Source organism: Pseudomonas sp. GZD-222, assembly GCF_049310525.1.
GTDB lineage: Bacteria > Pseudomonadota > Gammaproteobacteria > Pseudomonadales > Pseudomonadaceae > Aquipseudomonas.
On record NZ_JBMOWO010000069.1, the window covers coordinates 45,881 to 65,146 of the forward strand.

A 19,266-nucleotide genomic window follows, 5' to 3' on the forward strand; every position below is an offset into this window, starting at 1 on the left:
GGATCGTTTTCGTCCTGCATAGCCTGAGCAGTACCGTGAAAACCCAGAGCCATTTCGAAGCCCCGCACGATACCCCGACCGAGCACCTCAAGCCCGACCTGCGGGTTGCCTTCGTGCTCATCGATCAGTTCACTCTGACGCCGGTGGCCGGTTTCGTCGACTCCTTGCGCTTTGCTGCGGACCGCTCGTTCGACAGCCGCCAGATCCTCTGCCAATGGGACTGGCTGAGTGTCAGCGGCGAGCCGGTCAGCGCCAGCTGTGGCCTGCCCATCGCCCCGACCAAACGCCTGGACCCGGATGCCCACTACGACTATGTGGTGCTCGCCGGTGGGCTGTTATCCGGGGTCATGAACCCTGCCCCCGCACTGCTCGACTACATCCATCGACTGCACCAGCGCAAGGTACCGATCATCGCGCTGTGTGCGTCCTATTTCACCCTGGGCCTGGCGGGTGTGCTCAAAGGCCGGCGCTGCGCGGTGCACTTCACGGTGCGGGATGAGTTTGCGGCACTGTTCCCCGAGACCCAGATCGTCGTCGACAAGGCCTACGTGGAAGACAACGGCATCTTCACCTGCCCGGGCGGTACGGCGTTCGAACTGGCGGCAGAGATCATCAGCCGTCATTGCGGCAAACGCCGGGCGCAGAAAGGCCTGGAGTACTTGCTGGTGGATGACGATGAAGTCCAGCGCAGCACTAGCTCCGAAGTCGCCCATGTCTACCAGGACCCGCTGGTGCAGCGCGCCATCGACTACATGCGCAAGCATCTGGACAGCCACTGCACGCTCAAAGAGCTGGCCATCAGCCTGGATTGCAGTGAACGCCAGTTGCATCGCGCATTTCTGCTCAACACCGACCAGCCACCCGCCCAGTACTGGCGCAAACTGCGCTTGCAGCAGGCGCGCAAGCTGCTCAGCGACACCAGCCTGCACGTGACGCAGATTGCCTACGCCACGGGTTTTTCCGACGCTTCGCACTTCATCCAGCAATTTCGCAAGTTCTATGGCGAGACGCCGCACCTGTTTCGCAAGATCCGCCATCAAGCCGAACGGCTGGTAAAGCCGTAAGTCAGCGTACGTAGCGCGGGTTGGTTTCCGGCGCCCAGAGCAGACAGACCACCGCACCGATGACCAAAGCGGCCACACAGGTACCAATGGCCACCGACGTACCGAAACGCTCCATCACCACCGGCAACAGGAAGGTGCAGGACGCTGCGCCGATGCGGCTGGCCGCCACCGACAGGCCAACACCGGATGCACGCAACTCGGTGGGGAACAACTCGGATGTGTAGGCAAACTCCAGCACCCCGGAGCCGGCCATGACAAAAGCGAACACGGCGAACACCCCAACCACATAGACCGCCGGCATTCCGCTCCAGGTTGCCAGCACGAACAGCGCGATGGCGTTGATGGTAAAGGTGCCGATCAGGAACGCCCGGCGCGTCAGCAGGTTGATCAGCATCAGACCGACAACCGAACCGGCCAGCAGGAAGATGTTGTAGACCAGGCCGCCGGTGTAACTGTCTTCGACCTTCAGCGCTGAAAATATGCGCGGGATGAAGGTGCTCATGGCGAAGTAAGGGATCACCTGGCAGGTGTAGAACACCGCGCCGACCAGGGTGTTGCGCCGATGCTGGCGGCTGAACAACTGGCTCCAGGAGGCTTTCGCCACGCCCTTCTCGACCGTCGGCAACTCACCACCACCGAGGCGCTCGATCACCTCGCGCGCTTCCCGCTCGCGGCCTTTTTTCATCAACCACAACGGTGACTCCGGCGTGCCTTGACGCACCAGCAGCACCAACAGCGAAGGCACCGCGCTGCTGAACAGGATCCAGCGCCAGGCATCGTCGCCCATGGATTGCATGACGTAGCCGATGATGTAGGACACGGTGAAGCCGAGGGTCCAGGCCACGGCCATCAGCGCCAGCAACGGCCCGCGGAAACGCCGCGGCACCAATTCTGCGACCAGCGATACGCCGACAACGAAATCCGAACCCAGGGCAAACCCGAGCAGCAGGCGTAGCACCAGAAGTTGTTCGGCGTTCTGGGCGAAGAACTGCGCCACGGAGACAACGCAAAACAGCGCCATGTTCCAACGGTAGATGTGCTTGCGGCCAAAGCGGTCGGCGATCGGCCCGGTCAGCAGGCTGCCGAGGAACAGGCCGATCAGCGCGGCGCCGCCGAGCAGGCCCAGCGACAGTGCATCCAGGCCCAGCGGCGTGGTCGCCAGACTGATGGCGATACCGATGATGCCGAGCACGTAGCCGTCACAGAACTGGCCACCGACACCACCGATGGCCGCCTTGATGTGCAGGGGCCGAACGGGAGATTCATCGAACGAACGGGTACTGGCTATGTCGACGTTTTGCATGACCTACCTCTTGTTGTTTTTATTGGGGGGATCGGTGATCAGGATGCGTGCGAAACGAATGCGCTAACGTTGTCCAACGCTGAATCCATCAGCCCTTGGGTGGCCTCGGCACTGCTCCAGGCGATGTGTGGATTGAGAATCAGGTTGTGGCTGGCGGCCAGCTGCAGCAACGGTTCGTCGAGGGTGATCGGCTCGTTGCTCAGCACATCAAGCGCCGCGCCACCAATCTGCCCGGTTTCCAGGGCATGGATCAGATCGGGCTCGTTGATCACGGCGCCGCGTGCGGTGTTGATCAGCACCGCGTCATGCTTCATCCAGCTGAACTGCTCACGGCCGATCATGTGACGGGTTTGTGCAGTCAGCGGGCAATTGATCGAGACCACGTCGCTACGGCGCAGCAACTGCTCCAGCGACAGGTAGCGCTCACCCTGGTAGTGGCCATCACGATCGAAGAAATAGACGTCCATCTCCAGGCGCGCAGCCAGTTCTGCCAAACGCTGAGCGATGGGACCATGACCGATGATGCCGAGCACCTTGCCGCGAATGTCGCGGATCGGGTAGTCGAAATAGGTGCTGTTCAGCGCACGTCTTCCCGCACGAACGTCCATCAGCAACTGGTGATAACGGCCGACGTTGCGCAACAACTCGAAAATCATCGCCAGCGCATGTTCGGCCACCGCGTGGGTGCCGTAACCAGGCACGTTGCTGACCTGAATACCGCGTTGCCGGCAGTAATCGAGATCGACCACGTCGGTGCCGGTCATGGCCAGGGAAATCATCTGCAACGCCGGTAACTGTTCCAGTTGCTGCACCGTGATCGGCACGCCGCTGGTGATGGCGATGGTCGCGCCCGTCAGCCGTTCGACCATCTGTTCGGGTGCGGTGTAGTCATAAGCAGTCCAGCGGTGGGGAAAAGGCAGTTCCTTGATCAGCACACTTTCGGCAAAGCCGTCACGGTCGAGGAAAACGACGTCATGCAGCATGGACACCTCCTGAGGGCATCTATTGTTGTTGTTTTTTGCTTCAGCTGACGGCGCACGCCTGGATTTCCAGGCGGTATCGGCTGTCGGCCAGCGCCGCGCCGACGCAGGCACGCGCCGGCGGGTTGGCGCGATCGACCCAGGCGTCGTAGACCTCGTTCATGGCGTCGAAGTCGGCCATGTCGGCGAGCCAGATCTGCACACGGGTGAGGTGGGATTTGTCGACCTGGGCCATGGCCAGAATGGCTTCCAGTTGCTGCAGCACGTCGTGGGTCTGGGCAGTAATGCCCTGGTGCCCATCACGGGCGACGATGCCGGCGGTTTCGATCCTGTCGGCGCTGATGACGCATTGGCTATAGCGGGCGTTACCGCCCAATCGTTGTAGGTTCACGCCAACCTCTCTTGTCATTGTTATGGGGGCTGTACGGTTGCGGACGGACATCGGCGAAAAGTCTGTGGCCACTCGCGGGCAGGTGGCTAGGAAGAAAATGACGATAAACAGGAGAAATCTGCAAAATTAAGAAATCTTGAGAATATTTTCTCTCAGTAAAAATTACTGTTGTTTTTTTACAATTCTGGCGATAGCTTCGACGGCATAAAAACAAATGCCCTGGAGATCACCATGACCTCGATGACTGTGGGCCAGACCGTGCAACGCACGAGCACCCCGATGAAATTCCCCGCGGTAGCGCCGTTGAAGCGCAGCTTCTGGATGCAGTGCGCCGAGCCTTCATTGCAGCCCTCGCCTTCTCTGCAAGGCATCCATTCGGCGGATATCGTCATTGTCGGCGGCGGCTTCGTCGGCTTGTGGACGGCGTTGACCATCAAGGAGCACGAGCCCGATTGCAGGGTCATGGTGCTGGAGCAGGACGTGTGCGGTGGCGGCGCCTCGGGGCGCAATGGCGGTTTCGTGATGTCGTGGTGGCCGAAAATCCAGTCGCTCAGCGCATTTTGCCCTCCCGAGCAGGCGCTGTTTCTGGCCAGGAGTGCTGAGCGGGCCATCAGCGAGCTGGGCGAGTTTTGCCAACAACACAAGATTGACGCGGCCTTCACCCAAAAGGGCTGGCTATGGACCGCCACCTGCGAAGCGCATATCGACGCCTGGAACGGCACCCTGGCAGCCTGCAAGCGCGTCGGTGCCGAACCTTTCGAACGTCTGTCACGCCAGGAAGTGGCTCGTCGCACCGGCTCCGATGTGCACCTGGCCGGTGTGTTCGAGCGCAGCAATGCCACCGTGCAACCGGCAGCGCTGGTGCGCGGCATGCGCAAGGTGGCGATCAACGCCGGCGTCGAGATTCATGAAAATACCGCGGTCAGCGAAATTCGCCCGGGGCGCCCGGTGCAGATCGTGACCGCCAAAGGCCAGGTCACGGCAGGCAATGTAGTACTGGCCACCAACGCCTGGTCGGCCGCCATCCCGGAACTGGCGAAGCTGTTCGTTCCGGTCGGCAGCTCCATCGTCGTCACCCAACCTCTTGGCGAACGCCTGCAGAGCATGGGCTGGAGCGGTGCCGAAGCCATCACTGACTCCCAATTGCTGGTCGACTACTACCGCACCACCGCCGATGGCCGGATTGCTTTTGGCAAGGGTACCGGCGCGCTGTCCTACGGTTCGCGCATGGGCAAGGTGTTCAGTGAAGACGCCGAGGGCATCGGCCTGACCACCGCCGACCTGCGGCGCACCTACCCCATGCTCGCCGATGTCGAGGTCACTCATTCTTGGTCTGGCCCGATAGATCGCACCTACGACAGCCTGCCTGTGTTCAACCACATCACCGGCTGCGACAACATTCATTACGGTATTGGCTGGAGCGGCAACGGCGTCGGCCCGAGCCGCCTTGGCGGGCGCATTCTGGCCAGCCTCGCACTGGGCAGAAAAGATCAATGGAGCAGCTGCGCGCTGGTCGGCCGCCGCTGCAAAGCCTTCCCACCGGAGCCGGTGCGCTACCTGGGTGGCGCCATGGTCCGAGGTTCAGTCCTGCGTAAGGAACGCGCGGAACTGAGCAATAACAAGGCAAACCGGCTCGACGTACTGATGGCCGGTTTTGCCCCTGCTGGTCTTGAAGACAAATCCTGAGGAAACGCCATGTCCCCTGTTCTGATCCGTCTTGAAAACGAAGCCCAATTCTCCGCACCGGAGCCTGCGGGCTTGCCCGTCGGCGAACCGGTGCCGATGACGCGCACCGCGGTACACCATGACATCGCCGGGCAAAACGTCTCCAGCGGCTTCTGGGAATGCTCGCCGGGTCGCTTGCGCCGCGGGGTGATGCAAGCCGAGTTCAGCTACATCATCGAAGGCACAGGCAGTTTCACCCCGGAAGGCGGCGAAACCGTGCATTTCAAGGCAGGCGACTCGCTGTACTTTGCCGCCAACACCCATGGTGAGTGGGAGATCATCGAGAAAGTGCGCAAGACCTACTTCATTCTCGGCTGACCCTGACTGGCTGACCCTTCAAGGTTGGCCTCAATTCTTGTGGGAGCTGACGCGGCCGGCGACGGGCTGCGCAGCAGCCGCAAATCCAATACTCATTTTTTGCCAAGGAACGGTCACCATGCCTTAGCGTATGGGACACTGGTTTTAAGCTGGTATCATTGAAGCATTAACCACCCGAGCAAAAAATGAATCGTCAAAAGAAGATCAAGCAGTTGCTGAAGGCGCACGCGAAAAAGGCCAGCGCCAAACTGGCACCGAAAAACAAGCCTAAATACATCAGCAAAGCAGACCGCTTGAAACTGGAAGCTGAATCCAGCCCCGACGCCAACACACCTGCTGAGTGAGCAGCCAGGCTCAGGTGCGGAGCACTGTGCCCGATCGCCATCGATGACCACCCATCAGCCAGATCCCGCGCCCCGAGCTGGCCACTAGACTTCACAGGGGGGATCAATCAACGCACCTCTTATCAGGTATCAGGAGATCTGTGATGAACAGAGCATCTTGTCTGGCGTTGGTAGTGGCGGTAGGGGCAATTTCGGCGTGCGCGAGCAGAACCGAAATTGTCGATGTCCCCCTCGATGCTACCCCGCAAAACGCAACGCATATCGCTCGAGCCACCCTCAGTTCGGTGGGCGATCACACCGGCATCATGCTCACCGTCGGTGGCGTACCCCACGACCTGGCAGTTCCAAGCCGCCTGGTCAGCGCCATTTACGCGGGCTCTTGCCAGCACCTGGGCGCACAACCGGCGTACGAAACCCGTCAGGCCAATAGCGTCGATTATCCCTCGATGGCGCCACGTACCAAGCTCTGGGCGCAAGCGCAGGTGGCACTGAGCGAACTGACCAAGGGTGACTATGCCCTGCTCGTTCGCAGCAACCCGGCAGACGGCAGCCGCGCGCTGTTCTGCGGCAACATCCACGCGGGCTAAGGGCCAATCAAGCAGGCTGTTGGGAACCGTGGCCAGTGCAGTGTCCCCAGGCCACGGTGACGCCTCCAGCACCTTGCGATCGTCGTGGGTTAAACCGAAAATTTCGATACCAGACCGTTGAGCGACACAGCCAGGCGCGACAGTTCCTGGCTGGCTGCGGTGGTTTGTGTTGCACCGGCGGCGGTCTGCGCAGCCAGATCACGGATTGTGGTGAGATTGCCATCCACCTCCCGGGCGACTTGCGCCTGCTGCTCGGCAGCGCTGGCAATTACCAGGTTGCGTTCATTGATCTGGGTGAACGAGGAGGCAATCTGATCAAGGGCCTGCCCCGCTGCGTGGGCCACTTCCAGCGTGTCGCGCGCGCGGGTGTTACTGCCTTTCATCGCATTGACTGCCAGCACCGTGCCGCCTTCAATGGCCGTGACCAGTTGCTCGATTTCCTGGGTCGAACTCTGGGTACGGTGCGCCAGGCTGCGAACTTCATCGGCAACCACGGCAAAACCACGACCTGCCTCACCCGCCCTGGCGGCTTCAATGGCCGCATTGAGTGCCAGTAGATTGGTTTGCTCGGCCACCGAGCGAATGACATCGACCACCTGGCTGATGTCGCGTACCCGCTCGGCCAGATTTTCTACCTCACCGGCGGTTGCCGTTACGCCGCTGGCAAGTTCGGCAATCGCCTCGACAGTGCGCAAGACTTGCTGCCGGCCTTGCTGTGCAGTCAGGTCGGAGGTACGTGTGGCATCGGCTGTGGAGGTGGCGTTGCGGGCTACATCTTCCGCGGCACTGGTCATTTCGTTGACCGCAGTGGCTGCCTGCTCGATCTCGCCATTTTGCTGATGCAACCCACGACAGGCATCTTCAGTAACGGCACTCAACTCTTCGGCTGCCGACGCCAGTTGATTGGACGATTCGGCGATAGACATGATGGTGTCGCGCAGGTTGCTCTGCATGGTGGCCAATGCGCCCATCAAACGCGCGGGCTCATCGTTGCCAGTCAGCACAATGCGTGTGGTGAGATTGCCGGTTGCCACCGTCTCGGCCAGTTGCACCGATTGACGCAGCGGCAGGACGATACTGCGGATCAAGCCAATTGCCACAACGCAGGACGCCAGCGCGACAAGTAATAACGCCCCGATAACACCGCTACGAGCACTTTGAAACACTTCAACGCTGTTGGCGGCTGCGCCATTGGCGCCGCGGTTATTTAGTTCAATCAAGTCGGCGAGTGCCTTGCTCAGCGCATCGGCACGCGGATTCATCTCACCGTTGATAATGTCCCTGGCTTCGTCGAGTCTATCTTTGCGCGATAAGTCGATTACTTTCGCCTGAAGTGACATATAGGCCGCTTCGGCGGCCTGGAAGCGCTGATACATCGCCCGGTCTTCATCGACGAGGATGGTTTTTTCGTACTGCTCCATCGCGTCGCGAGTTTCGGCCTTGAGCGCGTCGATCTTGCGGTAGTTCTGTTCAAGGCTCATCGGGTCACGGCTTATCATGATGCGCAGGGTCAAGGCGCGGATACGCTGAACGTTTTGCGCGCCGTGACTCAAGATCATGACGCCCGGCAGCCAATCGTCACTTATTTGCCGGGTACTTTCCCGCATAGCTTCCAACTTATAAAGCGCGAATACCCCTAACAGTGTGGTTAACGCCACCACCAGGCTGAAACCAATGGACGCACGCGAGGCAATACTAATATTTCTGAGCATACTTTTCTTCTTATAGGTTTTAAGCAGTCGGCATCAGCCATCAGCGTTCCGTCCTGTGAAGCCAATTGCTGGAAAGTGATCGAACTATTACTTAAAGCGAGGGTGAATAACCCCCCCCTAAGTGGGTTGAACAGGTGTAGTTAGCGACTGGTTTTCTACGTGATTTTTATGTGACCGGCTTTTCATCCCACGACAGGTGCTTCTCCTTTCATGACGAGCAGCGCATTGGCGATGGATGGCACTGGCCGCAAGCGCGCGATCCCCGTTCGCTGCAGTTTCCTTTGGCCACCAATACGACTAAGATTCAAACTCATTCATATCTGCAACGCTTTTCAGGATCACTTGGGTGTACAAAACTCCACCTGCGTCTTCATCGCACGCTATGCATTGCCTGTATCGCGACCACAGCGGTTGGCTACGAGGGTGGCTGAAGCGGCGGCTGCATGATCAGGAACGTGCGGCGGATATCACCCACGATACGTTCGTGCGCCTGCTTGCCAGCACCGTCGCCCATCCCTTGCGTGAGCCACGCAGTTTCCTCGCGACCGTGGCCAAACGGGTGATGGTCGATCACCTGCGCAGACGCAGCCTGGAACAGGCTTACCTGCAGGCACTCGCGCAGGAGCCGGAACTGTCGGAGGCATCACCGCAAGAGCGCCTGCTCATGCTGGAAACCCTGCTACAGCTCGATGCCATGCTCGACGGCCTCAACTACAAAGTCCGTCAGGCCCTGTTCCTCGCTCATCTCGAGGGCTTGAGCTATGCCGAAATCGCCGTGCGCCTGGACGTCTCGGTCAGCTCGGTCACCAAGTACGTGGCCAAAGCAACTGAACGTTGCCTGCTGTTCGCGCTGGACGCCGATGCATGACTGCGCCCAGACAGCGGCAGGCGCTGCGTGACGCGGCGCAGTGGTACGCGCGCCTTGGCGCAGATCCAGAATGCCAGACAACCCGGCAGCAATGGCAGGCATGGCAACAGCATGACGCCGTCAATCAATGGGCCTGGCAACGCCTGGAGGCCTTCCACACAGAACTCAGTGGTGTACCTGCTGCGCTGGCGCAGCGAACCTTGGCGACAGCGCCGCTCGTACCTGGTCGGCGCACTGTGCTCAAAGGTATGGTGCTGGGCCTCGGTTTGTCCGGGCTTGCCTGGACGGGCTATCGACAAACCCCGCTGTGGCTGGCCGATGAACGCACCGCCACTGGCGAGCGACGTGATCTGCTGCTGCAAGACGGCACGCGGCTGACGCTCAACACCGCCACCGCCGTGGACATCCGCTATGAAGCGAATCAACGCCTGATCATCTTGCGTGCCGGGGAAATCATGCTGGCAACCGGCAAGGATCCGCGCCCGCTCAGCGTACGCAGCAAGCACGGAGAAATGCGTGCACTGGGCACTCGATTCAGCGTGCGGCAGCTGGACGAGCTGACGCAACTTGACGTCATCGAGCAGGCTGTCGCGGTGCGCAATCAAGCGCATGCAGCGCCACTGCGGGTTGAGGCCGGCATGAGCCTGCGCTTCGGTTATGGTCCGCTGCCGACAGCTCAAACACTCGATCCCAATCGGGCCGAATGGGTCAATGGCAGCCTGGTGATCGACAATTGGCCGCTGAAGCGGGTGCTGAACGAGCTGCAACGCTATCGCCCGGGTTTCATCGAGTGCGCGGACGACATTGCCCACCTGCGTCTTTCCGGTGCCTACCCGCTGGACGACACCACCCGCGCACTGGCAGCCATTGCCCAGGTGCTGCCGGTGCGTATCGAGACGCGCACCCGCTATTGGGTCAGGGTCCGCGGCCTTGGCTAAACAATCAATTAAAAAAAATTCTCATTAGCATTGTCGGTTTTCCGGTTTCGTTCGACCCCTCCTGCAAACCGCCTCAAGGCATTTGAAGGAGTCATCCATGCCACGCCGCGCCTCTCGTCCTGCTTATCCCGCAAAGCCACTCGCAGTCGCCCTGTTCAGCACTGCATTGATCGTCCAGGCAGGACTTGTCCACCCTCTCCTGAGCAAGCAAGGCCATGCCCATGCCGAAGAAGCGACACGCACCTATTCGATCGCTGCCGGTCCACTCGGCGCGGTGCTCAGCCGGTTTGCCAGCGAAGCCGGGGTGGTGCTGTCGTTCGGCGCCGAACTCACCCAGGGCAGGCACAGCGCCGGCCTGCAGGGCACCTACAGCATCGAGCAAGGTTTCGCGCAGTTGCTCGGCAGTAGCGACCTCAAGGTAGTCCGCAGCAGTAGCGGCGACTACGTGCTGTTGCCACAGCCCCAGGACACGGTGCTTGAGTTGGGCGCAACCAGCATCAATGCCACGGGGCTCGGCGCCATGACCGAGAACAGCGACTCCTACACCACCGGTGCCATCAGCGTCGGCAGCAAGATCGCCCAGTCGATCAAGGAAGTTCCCCACTCGGTGTCGGTGGTCACCCGCCAACGCATCGAGGATCAGCACCTCACCACCCTGACCGATGCACTGGACAAGACCACCGGCGTCACCCTGCAGAAAAACGGCGCCTCCGGCTCGTCGCTGGGCAACGACACCAACTTCTACTCCCGTGGCTTCGCAGTCTCGAACATTCAGTTCGATGGTGGCGCGCCGATGGACACCTCGATCTCCGGCTACGGCTCGATCAGTCAGCTGGATCTGGCCCAATACGACCATGTCGAGTTCCTCCGTGGAATCGACGGCCTCTACTCCGGCGGCGGTAACCCGGGCGGCACCATCAACCTGGTGCGCAAACGGGCGCTGGACCATAACCAGCTCAAGTTCTCCGCGTCTGCCGGCAGTTGGGACACCTACCGCAGCGAACTCGACGTCACCGGGCCGCTCACCCAGACCGGCAACATCCGTGGCCGCCTGGGCATGGCCTACCAGAACAACCAGTTTTTCTATGACGTGGCCAACATGGAGAAACACCTGTTCTACGGCTCGCTGGAGTTCGACCTGAGCCCGGATACCTTGCTTACCGTCGGTGGCAGCTACCAGGAAGGCGAAGGCATCTCCAACTTCGGCGGCCTGCCCCGCTACAAGAACGGTGAAGACATCGGCCTGTCGCGCGACACCGCGTTCGTCACCACCTGGGACACCGTGCACGAGAAAACCAAACAGGCGTACCTCAAGCTCGACCACACCTTCAACGAAGACTGGACCTGGACCACCGACCTGACCTATATGGACATGGACCGCGACGCCAACTCCCTGTTTGCCAACGGCGCGGTCGACCCCATCACCCTGCAAGGCCCGAGGTGGCTGCACTACCCGGCCAAAACCGGCCTGGAGCGCAAGGGCATCAACAGCTACGTCAAGGGCGGCTTCGACCTCTTCGACCTGCGTCACGACCTGCTGCTGGGCGCCGATTACTCCCATGCCGAAGGCTATACCGTGCAGCGCTGGGGCAACGACAACTTCATCCCGATCAACATCTTCGACTTCGAACGCCCGGCCGACCTGGGCAGCCTGCCGAACAAGACCGACGACAACACCACCGAGAAGTACGGCTACTACGGCATGACCCGCCTGTCCCTGAGCGACAGCACCAGGTTGATTCTCGGCGCCCGCGTGGCCACCTACAAATACCGTGACGTGGAAGTCTTCTTTGACGACTTCGGCAACGTGCTCGACGACCCTGCGCCCTACCACCGTCGGTTCAAGGAACAAGGCGTGACCACCCCTTATGCCGGGCTGACCTTCGACCTGACACCGCAATGGACCACTTACCTCAGCTACGCCGAGACCTACAAGCCGCAGTTCCTGCAGCAGGCCTACCCGAACCAGGCACTGAGCGCCGCCACCTCGAAGAGCTATGAGATTGGTCTCAAGGGCCTGATCTTCGATGACAAGGTCAACAGCAGCTTCGCGATCTACCGTATCGAGCAGCAAGACGCCGCCATCCAGGACCCGCGCTTCCCGCAGAGTTACGGCGCATACAACTGCTGCTTCCTGAACCAGGGTGAAGTGGTCAGTGAGGGCTTCGACGCCGAGATCAGCGGTGAAGTACTGACCGGGCTCGAGCTGTTCGCCGGCTACACCTACAACCACACCGTCGACAAGGCCAACGATGAAACCCGCGCCATCTATTCGGCGGTCACGCCCAAGCACCTGTTCAAACTGTGGAGCACCTACCGCCTGCCGGGCGAGCTGGAAAAATGGAAGCTCGGCATGGGTGTTACCGCGCAGAGCAGCAACGGCCGCGCGGGTACGGTGAACGCCTTCAACCCGGCCAGCGGTCAGTACGACGGCGCCGCCGAGGCCTTCAAGTTTGTCCAGGCCGGCTACGCCATCTGGAATTCGAGCCTGGAGTACCAGATCGACAAACACTGGTCGGCCATCGTCAATGCCAACAATATTTTCGACAAGAAGTACTACCAGACCGTCGGCACCTCCGCCAACGGCAACTTCTACGGCGACCCGCGCAACTTCACCCTCACTGTACGTGCGACTTACTGACCGGCCCTGAAGCCCTGCTGCACTGATATTTTTCAAGTCAGTGCATCCAGATCGTCCTCCAGCGGGTAGTACAGGTAGCAGCCATCATGCTGCTGAGCTGATTACCCTTCTGGAGAGACTTGCATGAACGCCATACGACTCCTCTGCATTACCAGCACTTCGCTGGCTGCCACCTGTTTGTCACTCATGATCCCTGCGGCCTATGGACAAGCAAATCTGCCCGACAGCATCAAGGTTCCGGACGGCCACAAGACCGTACTGGAAGCCGTAGGCGTGGGCGAAATCTCCTATGAGTGCCGCGACAAAGCCAACGCCGCCGGGCAGACCGAATGGGTGTTTGTCGGGCCCAAGGCTGTGCTCAATGATCGTAGCGGCAAATAGCTCGGCACCTACTTTGGACCGCCTGCCACCTGGCAAGCCAAAGACGGCTCGAAAGTCACCGGGACGCAACTGGCTGTTGCCCCCTCCGGCACCGGCGACCTCCCCTATCAACTGGTCAAGGCCAACCCTGCTGAAGGCAAAGGCGCTATGAACGGTGTCAGTTACATCCAGCGGCTGGCCGTCAAAGGCGGCGTAGCCCCCAGTAGCGAATGCTCCACTGCAAACAAGGGCAAACAGGAGATGGTCAAATATCAGGCTGACTATATTTTCTGGACAGCCAATTAAGTCGACGATTCAGAGCAGCCTGACAGCGCACAAAGTCGTCTACGCTGCTCTGATCGAACCCCGGCTGTACGTTCAGGGGTTTTCCACGTGCTGACGGCGGAAAAATTGTCCTTGCCCGAGTCCGGTTTTGACTATGAAGCCTGCCTGATGGCCTGCGCCAAAGGCGACCAGCAGGCACTGCGGGATTTATATGAGCAGGAAAGTCCTCGTCTTCTGGGTGTCGCCAGGCGCATCGCGGGTGACAGCGCCCTGGCCGAAGACATCGTGCACGACGCCTTTATCAGGATCTGGACTCGCGCCGCCAGTTTCAATCCGGCGCGAGGCTCTGCGCGTGGCTGGATCTTCAGCGTGACGCGGCATCTGGCGCTCAATTTCATCCGTGATGGCGCCAGGGAGGTGCAGGTCAGTGAGCAGAGCGAAACGGCGCTGCACGCTTCAGCCGCTAGGGAGGCATCCCTGGAGACTGCGGACACCTACGATTATCGCGGCCATTCAGGGCGTATTTTTACCTGCCTTGAACAACTGGAGCCGGCACGTCGCAACTGCATTCTTCATGCCTATGTCGACGGCTATTCGCATGCACAAATCGCAGAGAAACTGGGTACTCCGCTGGGGACGGTCAAAGCCTGGATCAAACGCAGTCTGGTGGCATTGCGGGAGTGCATGGGATGACCGAGAGCCCACACGATGAAAGTCCGGACGACATTGACGAGCTGGCCGGTGAGTATGTGCTGGGCACCCTGCAGGCCGAGCAGCGCATCGAAGTGCAAAAGCGTCTGGCCCACGACATTGAACTACGAGCGGCTGTAGATGCATGGGAACAGCGCTTGTACCCGTTGACCGAGCTGGTTGAAGCGCACTCCCCTACGCCACGCCTCTGGGCGCGTATCGAGCGCAGCTTGAACAGCATCGAGCGACAAACGCCACGAACAACGGCCGCCGCACCGCCGAGTTCATGGTGGACCCGTCTGGCGCTATGGCGTGGGCTGGCGGCGATAGGTCTGGTCGCATCGCTGTTGCTCGCAACCGCCCTCCTGAGCCAAACCACTCAGGTGAAGCCGATCACCTACCTGGTCGTTCTGGTGGCGCCACAGAACCAGGCGCCCGGCTGGGTGATTCAGGCGAGCAGCCCAAGGGAAATCCAGCTGATACCCTTAGGGGTAACACAAGTGCCGGCCGACAAAGCACTTGAGTTCTGGACCAAGGCCGACAACTGGCAAGGACCGGTATCCCTTGGATTGGTCAAACCCGGACAAACGCTTTCTATCCCTCTGGATAAATTGCCGCCGCTGCAACCCAATCAGCTGTTTGAACTGACGCTGGAAAGCCCCACAGGATCGCAGACCGGTAAACCCACGGGGCCGGTGCAGTTCATCGGCAGGGCCGTCAAAGTGATCTGACCACTACACCAAATATGTCTGGTCTGATGCCAGGCGCTTATTGTTTTGATCATGCTGCTGGAAATCATATTTTCCGAGTTTTCAGACTCCGACCCAGCACCCACGCGGAACACCGCCCATGCGTACCCCGAACCGCCTCTGTTTGAGGACTGCGGACACTGAGCATGTCGCTACACCCAAGCGGCCGGTTGAAGCGTCGGTGACTATTGAGCTACCGCTTGGCAAACAATCAGTCACTGTAAAATGGCCAGCCTCTTGCCCTTAAGAAGGTTGACTGGCATTGCTTGCGCCTTCAACTCGGTTAGCCGTTCCACCGGCGAGGACCGCCGACAAGTTGTTAGCAGACGCAGTCCTATTGCCTATCAGAGTCATTCGACGGAGAAATTGAATCGGCTGATAAGCGAAAACTCATTCTGAGTTGCATTGCTGCTTGAGCAGTACTGAGCAATTTGTTTCCCTTCTCCTCCCACAACGTACCATCCACATTCAAAAGAGCCTGCATCCTTGAAGCTCCCACCTTGCCCAGCTCTGTACTAATGTATCCTCGTCATTCAGGGCTGATAACAGAGCTGGAACGGCCGCTGGATGCTTCACCACTCCCAACCCTTGAACGACGCTGATCCGGGCCTTTACATTGGCCCCATCAAGAAGTTGGTGCAAGGTGGCTGCTGCCATTTCACCACCGGTTCGTCCTATGGCGCGAGTGAAAGTCGGCATTTGATTCAAAGGATCCGAAGGAGGCAATTCTCGCCACGCCGCAACAAATAAAGGAATATCTTCGTAGCGACCCAGGGGCGCTAGAAAAGTCATGAAGACCAAAGGAAGCCCGCCCTGAATAGCACGTCGTAACGCATCTAACCCAGCTGGATCGGCAATTGCTAAAAGCGATCTTGCTGCAGGTATATTGCCAAAACAGTTATCCTCAGTTACTAAACTTCTTTGCAGGGCGTTTATCACTCTAGGGCCGGCTTTGGCTGCCAAATTTTTATCGCTGCCTCACGAACACTTCCAGCAACGTCCTCGGTTAATTCAATCAACCGATCAGTCGCTACGTCGCCAGACAGATACGATAGCGCTTTGACCGCGCCCTGACGCAAACCTATATCGTGATTGCGTGAAAGCAACAGTATTGACTCCAATGCACCATCGAAATTAATCTCTCCCAGAAGTCTTACAGCTTCTGAGTTCCACTCATCGGAACCACGCTTTATGATCCTGTGTACGGCTTTCAACAACCGTTCTGAGCCAGTCTCAGCATTGCTCTGGCTGCCGCACTTATGACGCTCGAATCTTCGTCACTTTTTGAAATTGTGCAGAGCAAGGCATCAATCTGGTTTCGCCCCCCAATTGCAACCAGGGCTTCTACTGCTGCATATCGCACTGCAGGCTCTGAATCGCTCAGACAACTGGACACCACACTTATCGATTTCGGATTGTTGAACCGTCCGAGCGCTGCTACCGCTTCTGACCTCACCACCCCCGCCCTGTCGTAACAAGCAGACTCTATAGAGTGAAGCGCACTAGGGTTGCCCAGAACGCCCAACTGCTTCACCGCAGGCCAGCGAAGGTTCTGGTATAAAGACTGATCCCTCAGAATGCGTTCAAGCGCTACACGAGCGGCATCGGAACCGATACTTGCGACGGCCTCAAGAGCGTTTAAAAAAATCATGGGACTGCTACTGGAAAGATAGTTCTGAATAAGTTCAGGAATAGTATTGACATCCCCCATCTGCCCAAGCGCGTCAGCAGCCGAGTTCCGCACCGTTTCCTCTCCGGAAAGTAGCATTGGGGTTATAAAATGTGCGCTATCGATGAAACAAGCTCTTGCGCAAAAACGTAGTGCACGTTGTTGCACAAAATTATCGGGCAACTTTAACGCGGATACAAGTTTAGACGAAATAATCTTCGACACCGAATGTACTACACCAGCACACGCACTGCCCAAGCGACACAGGACATCATCTCCGCACAAACGTGCGTCACAGACAATTTTATAAACATCCTCAGCAAGACGCTGTGCCTGCTTCGGCGAAAGCTGATTTCGATACCACGCGATCTTCAGACGTAACCAGAGTATTTTATAGTCCACGGATTCTGGGAAATTTTCCAGACACATTCGATCATGAATGCCGGCAGCCAAAGACGTTGAGGTTGGCCGGTTGAGTGGTACCGGTCAGAACGAAGTGGCCCACGAAAGCACTGTGATTTTCCATCACACTGTTCCAGTAAATGATGAGTAGCATGAGCATCTCCCGATCAAGGTCGACATCTGTTCACTACGCCCAACTGCTCAGGCATTGGGCATATAGGTGCCACGCTTGAAAGCACTGTTTCACCTTCTAGGAATAGCAGAGATTCAGACACCAGGGTGCAGGTAGAAGGTCCTCCGCTCTCTATGCTGGAGATAATCATGAGTGCAATTTCAGCCGTGCGCCCGCGGAGACTTGTCGGCCCTGCATCGCAGCGCCGCCAGGGCTGAGTGTAGGCGGTGAACAAGCAGCCATTTACGATGTTGGCGTAGCGATTCAGTCAGGCACCCAAGCTTAGGGTTCGCCTGCCGCCCATTTCTGTCGGCGATCCGGAGCAGACGTTGGCGCACCGCAGCTATCGGCCGAAAGCGGTAAATGGAAATTGGACAGAGTCATTGCATATGACTAGCGTTACGTTGTGAGCCGTCAAAACCGATTGATCCGTCTGGGCGCAGCGTTACCAGTATCGCGTTTGCAGCGGCTAGAAAAAAGACTCAAAGGACGAAAAAGGAATTATAAGATTGTATCTCGAGACAGAATGTATGAAAGTATCTTAGCTAATCACTAGTTATACGTACCAGAAAAAGGTGCCGTATGGAAGACAGTGAGACACGAATCCGAACAGATACAGAAGCGACCAAGGGCTTACAAATCGCACTGCTAATTCTGTTGAGCATTTTATTTACAATCTCACTGCCAACGTTGTGGCTCGGCATCTCGCCGGAGTTATCTTTTTTTTCGTTTCTATCAGAGTGGCAAATTCTTGGGAGCCTCGGCACCACGCTAGCCATTTTTTCAGGAATCATCGCCTATGTGTTTGGCTGGAATCCACAAGGGCGAGCATTACACTGGTTTCGCGAACGCATCCTTCTCAATGTGCTTCGAAGTAGCATTGCGCTAGTCATCGCAAACACCTTGCTTCTCGCTGTGATATATCTGGAGGCGACTTTTCTTTACGGGTTCAGTTCACCCCCAAACAATCCAGTCGTTGATGCCATCTACGCAGACAACTACGCAGCAGCAGATCGCGAACTGGGATCTGCAATATTGAATGATGAAAATATCGCAACATTATTCTTCGTCAACGACTCGATTCGCCAGCAATCTTTCTCGATGAGTCAAGATGCAGACAAAGAACTGTGCCGGGTGTACCTGAATTACTTTGAAAACAAACAACAACTTTTTACACCGATATGGCAACGCCACATACAGTCTTATGCACAGGCTTCGTGCATGCAAGCTTTAGAGAACCCCAAAGCTGCAGTTGCATTTTACGAAAAGTCCAGATTGTATGCGCGATGGTTGGGGCCAGAGTATGAACGCAGAACAGGAAGAAATATTGCAGCAATTTATTTTTCCGACCATAACGGTAGCGCAGGCATCAGCGGAAATAACGAACGCCATCGCTACATTATTTCACTCATTGGATCCGACTCTAACGAGACAGCTCAACGAATGGTAGGCTCGAGCTACTACTTGCTGGGTGAATACTCGAAAGCAATTGAAACCTGGAACGCCCTGCTTTCTTCAATTGCAGCCAGCCAATCAATTGAGCGCAAGAGAATATTTAACAATATCGCCCTTGCTTATACTGCCTTGCACCAGAATTCTCTTGCGCTGACCAAGGTTGAAGAAGGGTTGCAACTACCATTTTCAGAAGCCAACGAAAGCGAGCGCCGCGAGCAAGTCAGGTTACTTTCGACAAAAACCATAATTCAGTTAAACGCAAACTCATGCACTTCAGCAAAAACTGCATGGAATACTAGAAACAAGCTTAAGCAGCAGGAAATCAGCAAGTGCACCTCTCTTATCAGTGCGCAAATTTTGGCGTGCGAGAATGTTTTCAGCAACAGAAATGGCATCATAGAGAGCTTACTTATTGGCGTCGGGCAAGACCCTGACAGCTTCAGCGATCATACGGCAGAGGCGTTAAATTCCATTATTGAACAAGCAGAAAAAACATTCACTGATTGCTATCTCGGTCTAAGATTCAATACCCTTAGTGTCAAAAAAGCAGTCTTGCACTGAACCATCAACGAGGACTGGGCGCCTGCGCACAGCGGCCACCCTAATCGTTTCG

The 19,266-nt window shown here is 57.8% G+C and carries 19 protein-coding genes and 1 pseudogene; 12 read left to right on the plus strand and 8 right to left on the minus strand.

The window, feature by feature from the left end:
- Positions 1–35 precede the first annotated feature (35 nt).
- A complete protein-coding gene (locus ACO6VD_RS12550) occupies positions 36–1,064 on the plus strand; it encodes a GlxA family transcriptional regulator (protein WP_422419441.1) in 1,029 nt (342 codons plus the stop codon).
- Between the two features lies 1 nt (position 1,065).
- Here ACO6VD_RS12550 and ACO6VD_RS12555 read toward each other — a convergent pair whose 3' ends face one another.
- Genes ACO6VD_RS12555 through ACO6VD_RS12565 form a run of 3 tightly spaced genes read right to left on the minus strand, consistent with a single transcriptional unit; the run spans position 1,066 to position 3,738 of the window.
- The gene (locus ACO6VD_RS12555) at positions 1,066–2,367 is read right to left on the minus strand and encodes an MFS transporter (RefSeq protein ID WP_422419443.1); all 1,302 of its coding nucleotides are present in this window, start codon (positions 2,365–2,367) and stop codon (positions 1,066–1,068) included.
- A 38-nt stretch (positions 2,368–2,405) separates the two neighbouring features.
- Positions 2,406–3,350, minus strand: coding sequence for a D-2-hydroxyacid dehydrogenase (locus ACO6VD_RS12560; RefSeq protein ID WP_400172053.1), 945 nt, complete (start codon positions 3,348–3,350; stop codon positions 2,406–2,408).
- A gap of 40 nt (positions 3,351–3,390) precedes the next feature.
- Complete coding sequence (locus ACO6VD_RS12565) at positions 3,391–3,738, minus strand: RidA family protein (RefSeq protein WP_400172052.1); 348 nt, start codon at positions 3,736–3,738, stop codon at positions 3,391–3,393.
- A gap of 279 nt (positions 3,739–4,017) precedes the next feature.
- Between ACO6VD_RS12565 and ACO6VD_RS12570 the strand changes: the two genes are divergently transcribed.
- The 4 genes from ACO6VD_RS12570 to ACO6VD_RS12585 all read left to right on the plus strand — a co-directional run bounded on the left by ACO6VD_RS12570 (position 4,018) and on the right by ACO6VD_RS12585 (position 6,712).
- The gene (locus ACO6VD_RS12570; protein WP_422419629.1) at positions 4,018–5,424 is read left to right on the plus strand and encodes an NAD(P)/FAD-dependent oxidoreductase; all 1,407 of its coding nucleotides are present in this window, start codon (positions 4,018–4,020) and stop codon (positions 5,422–5,424) included.
- 9 nt (positions 5,425–5,433) lie between these two features.
- Positions 5,434–5,781, plus strand: a complete 348-nt coding sequence (locus tag ACO6VD_RS12575) for a cupin domain-containing protein (RefSeq protein ID WP_400172051.1) — start codon at positions 5,434–5,436, stop codon at positions 5,779–5,781.
- Positions 5,782–5,966: 185 nt separating this feature from the next.
- Complete coding sequence (locus ACO6VD_RS12580; protein ID WP_400172050.1) at positions 5,967–6,125, plus strand: DUF2986 domain-containing protein; 159 nt, start codon at positions 5,967–5,969, stop codon at positions 6,123–6,125.
- Between the two features lie 143 nt (positions 6,126–6,268).
- Positions 6,269–6,712 carry a hypothetical protein gene (locus ACO6VD_RS12585; protein ID WP_422419445.1) on the plus strand — a complete coding sequence of 148 codons (444 nt, stop codon included), beginning with the start codon at positions 6,269–6,271 and terminating at the stop codon, positions 6,710–6,712.
- A gap of 89 nt (positions 6,713–6,801) precedes the next feature.
- On the opposite strand, the gene ACO6VD_RS12590 is transcribed toward ACO6VD_RS12585, so the two are convergent.
- Positions 6,802–8,424: a methyl-accepting chemotaxis protein gene (locus ACO6VD_RS12590; protein ID WP_422419447.1), complete on the minus strand. Its 1,623-nt coding sequence runs from the start codon at positions 8,422–8,424 to the stop codon at positions 6,802–6,804.
- A 346-nt stretch (positions 8,425–8,770) separates the two neighbouring features.
- Here ACO6VD_RS12590 and ACO6VD_RS12595 point away from each other — a divergent pair, with 346 nt between their 5' ends.
- The 6 genes and pseudogenes from ACO6VD_RS12595 to ACO6VD_RS12620 all read left to right on the plus strand — a co-directional run bounded on the left by ACO6VD_RS12595 (position 8,771) and on the right by ACO6VD_RS12620 (position 14,937).
- Positions 8,771–9,292, plus strand: a complete 522-nt coding sequence (locus ACO6VD_RS12595) for a sigma-70 family RNA polymerase sigma factor (RefSeq protein WP_422419448.1) — start codon at positions 8,771–8,773, stop codon at positions 9,290–9,292.
- Positions 9,289–10,230: a FecR domain-containing protein gene (locus tag ACO6VD_RS12600; protein ID WP_422419449.1), complete on the plus strand. Its 942-nt coding sequence runs from the start codon at positions 9,289–9,291 to the stop codon at positions 10,228–10,230. Before ACO6VD_RS12595 ends, ACO6VD_RS12600 begins: the two co-directional genes overlap by 4 nt.
- A gap of 97 nt (positions 10,231–10,327) precedes the next feature.
- A complete protein-coding gene (locus ACO6VD_RS12605; RefSeq protein WP_422419450.1) occupies positions 10,328–12,871 on the plus strand; it encodes a TonB-dependent siderophore receptor in 2,544 nt (847 codons plus the stop codon).
- 123 nt (positions 12,872–12,994) lie between these two features.
- Positions 12,995–13,537 (plus strand): annotated as a pseudogene (locus tag ACO6VD_RS12610) (DUF3455 domain-containing protein).
- Positions 13,538–13,642: 105 nt separating this feature from the next.
- Positions 13,643–14,209, plus strand: coding sequence for a sigma-70 family RNA polymerase sigma factor (locus tag ACO6VD_RS12615; protein ID WP_422419631.1), 567 nt, complete (start codon positions 13,643–13,645; stop codon positions 14,207–14,209).
- Positions 14,206–14,937: an anti-sigma factor gene (locus tag ACO6VD_RS12620; protein WP_422419451.1), complete on the plus strand. Its 732-nt coding sequence runs from the start codon at positions 14,206–14,208 to the stop codon at positions 14,935–14,937. The genes ACO6VD_RS12615 and ACO6VD_RS12620 overlap by 4 nt, the downstream gene beginning before the upstream one ends.
- 486 nt (positions 14,938–15,423) lie before the next feature.
- Here ACO6VD_RS12620 and ACO6VD_RS12625 read toward each other — a convergent pair whose 3' ends face one another.
- From ACO6VD_RS12625 to ACO6VD_RS12640, 4 genes are read right to left on the minus strand one after another with little or no spacing between them, the layout of a single operon-like run.
- On the minus strand, positions 15,424–15,918 hold the full coding sequence (locus tag ACO6VD_RS12625; protein WP_422419452.1) for a HEAT repeat domain-containing protein: 495 nt from the start codon (positions 15,916–15,918) through the stop codon (positions 15,424–15,426).
- Positions 15,891–16,172, minus strand: a complete 282-nt coding sequence (locus ACO6VD_RS12630) for a HEAT repeat domain-containing protein (RefSeq protein ID WP_422419453.1) — start codon at positions 16,170–16,172, stop codon at positions 15,891–15,893. Before ACO6VD_RS12630 ends, ACO6VD_RS12625 begins: the two co-directional genes overlap by 28 nt.
- Positions 16,166–17,053, minus strand: a complete 888-nt coding sequence (locus tag ACO6VD_RS12635) for a HEAT repeat domain-containing protein (RefSeq protein WP_422419454.1) — start codon at positions 17,051–17,053, stop codon at positions 16,166–16,168. Before ACO6VD_RS12635 ends, ACO6VD_RS12630 begins: the two co-directional genes overlap by 7 nt.
- Before the next feature lie 4 nt (positions 17,054–17,057).
- Positions 17,058–17,180 (minus strand): hypothetical protein, encoded by a 123-nt coding sequence (locus ACO6VD_RS12640; protein WP_422419456.1) that lies wholly within the window; start codon positions 17,178–17,180, stop codon positions 17,058–17,060.
- 600 nt (positions 17,181–17,780) lie between these two features.
- On the opposite strand from ACO6VD_RS12640, the gene ACO6VD_RS12645 reads away from it, so the two are divergent.
- On the plus strand, positions 17,781–19,214 hold the full coding sequence (locus ACO6VD_RS12645; RefSeq protein ID WP_422419458.1) for a hypothetical protein: 1,434 nt from the start codon (positions 17,781–17,783) through the stop codon (positions 19,212–19,214).
- Positions 19,215–19,266 lie beyond the last annotated feature (52 nt).

What these genes read in the sequence shown, in the direction of transcription:
- ACO6VD_RS12640 (WP_422419456.1), bottom strand. Translation starts at nt 17,180, where the DNA reads ATGCTACTCATCATTTACTGGAACAGTGTGATGGAAAATCACAGTGCT.
- ACO6VD_RS12575 (WP_400172051.1), top strand. Translation starts at nt 5,434, where the DNA reads ATGTCCCCTGTTCTGATCCGTCTTGAAAACGAAGCCCAATTCTCCGCA.
- ACO6VD_RS12635 (WP_422419454.1), bottom strand. Translation starts at nt 17,053, where the DNA reads ATGTGTCTGGAAAATTTCCCAGAATCCGTGGACTATAAAATACTCTGG.
- ACO6VD_RS12570 (WP_422419629.1), top strand. Translation starts at nt 4,018, where the DNA reads ATGAAATTCCCCGCGGTAGCGCCGTTGAAGCGCAGCTTCTGGATGCAG.
- ACO6VD_RS12555 (WP_422419443.1), bottom strand. Translation starts at nt 2,367, where the DNA reads ATGCAAAACGTCGACATAGCCAGTACCCGTTCGTTCGATGAATCTCCC.
- ACO6VD_RS12620 (WP_422419451.1), top strand. Translation starts at nt 14,206, where the DNA reads ATGACCGAGAGCCCACACGATGAAAGTCCGGACGACATTGACGAGCTG.
- ACO6VD_RS12580 (WP_400172050.1), top strand. Translation starts at nt 5,967, where the DNA reads ATGAATCGTCAAAAGAAGATCAAGCAGTTGCTGAAGGCGCACGCGAAA.
- ACO6VD_RS12585 (WP_422419445.1), top strand. Translation starts at nt 6,269, where the DNA reads ATGAACAGAGCATCTTGTCTGGCGTTGGTAGTGGCGGTAGGGGCAATT.
- ACO6VD_RS12560 (WP_400172053.1), bottom strand. Translation starts at nt 3,350, where the DNA reads ATGCTGCATGACGTCGTTTTCCTCGACCGTGACGGCTTTGCCGAAAGT.
- ACO6VD_RS12590 (WP_422419447.1), bottom strand. Translation starts at nt 8,424, where the DNA reads ATGCTCAGAAATATTAGTATTGCCTCGCGTGCGTCCATTGGTTTCAGC.
- ACO6VD_RS12605 (WP_422419450.1), top strand. Translation starts at nt 10,328, where the DNA reads ATGCCACGCCGCGCCTCTCGTCCTGCTTATCCCGCAAAGCCACTCGCA.
- ACO6VD_RS12600 (WP_422419449.1), top strand. Translation starts at nt 9,289, where the DNA reads ATGACTGCGCCCAGACAGCGGCAGGCGCTGCGTGACGCGGCGCAGTGG.
- ACO6VD_RS12645 (WP_422419458.1), top strand. Translation starts at nt 17,781, where the DNA reads ATGGAAGACAGTGAGACACGAATCCGAACAGATACAGAAGCGACCAAG.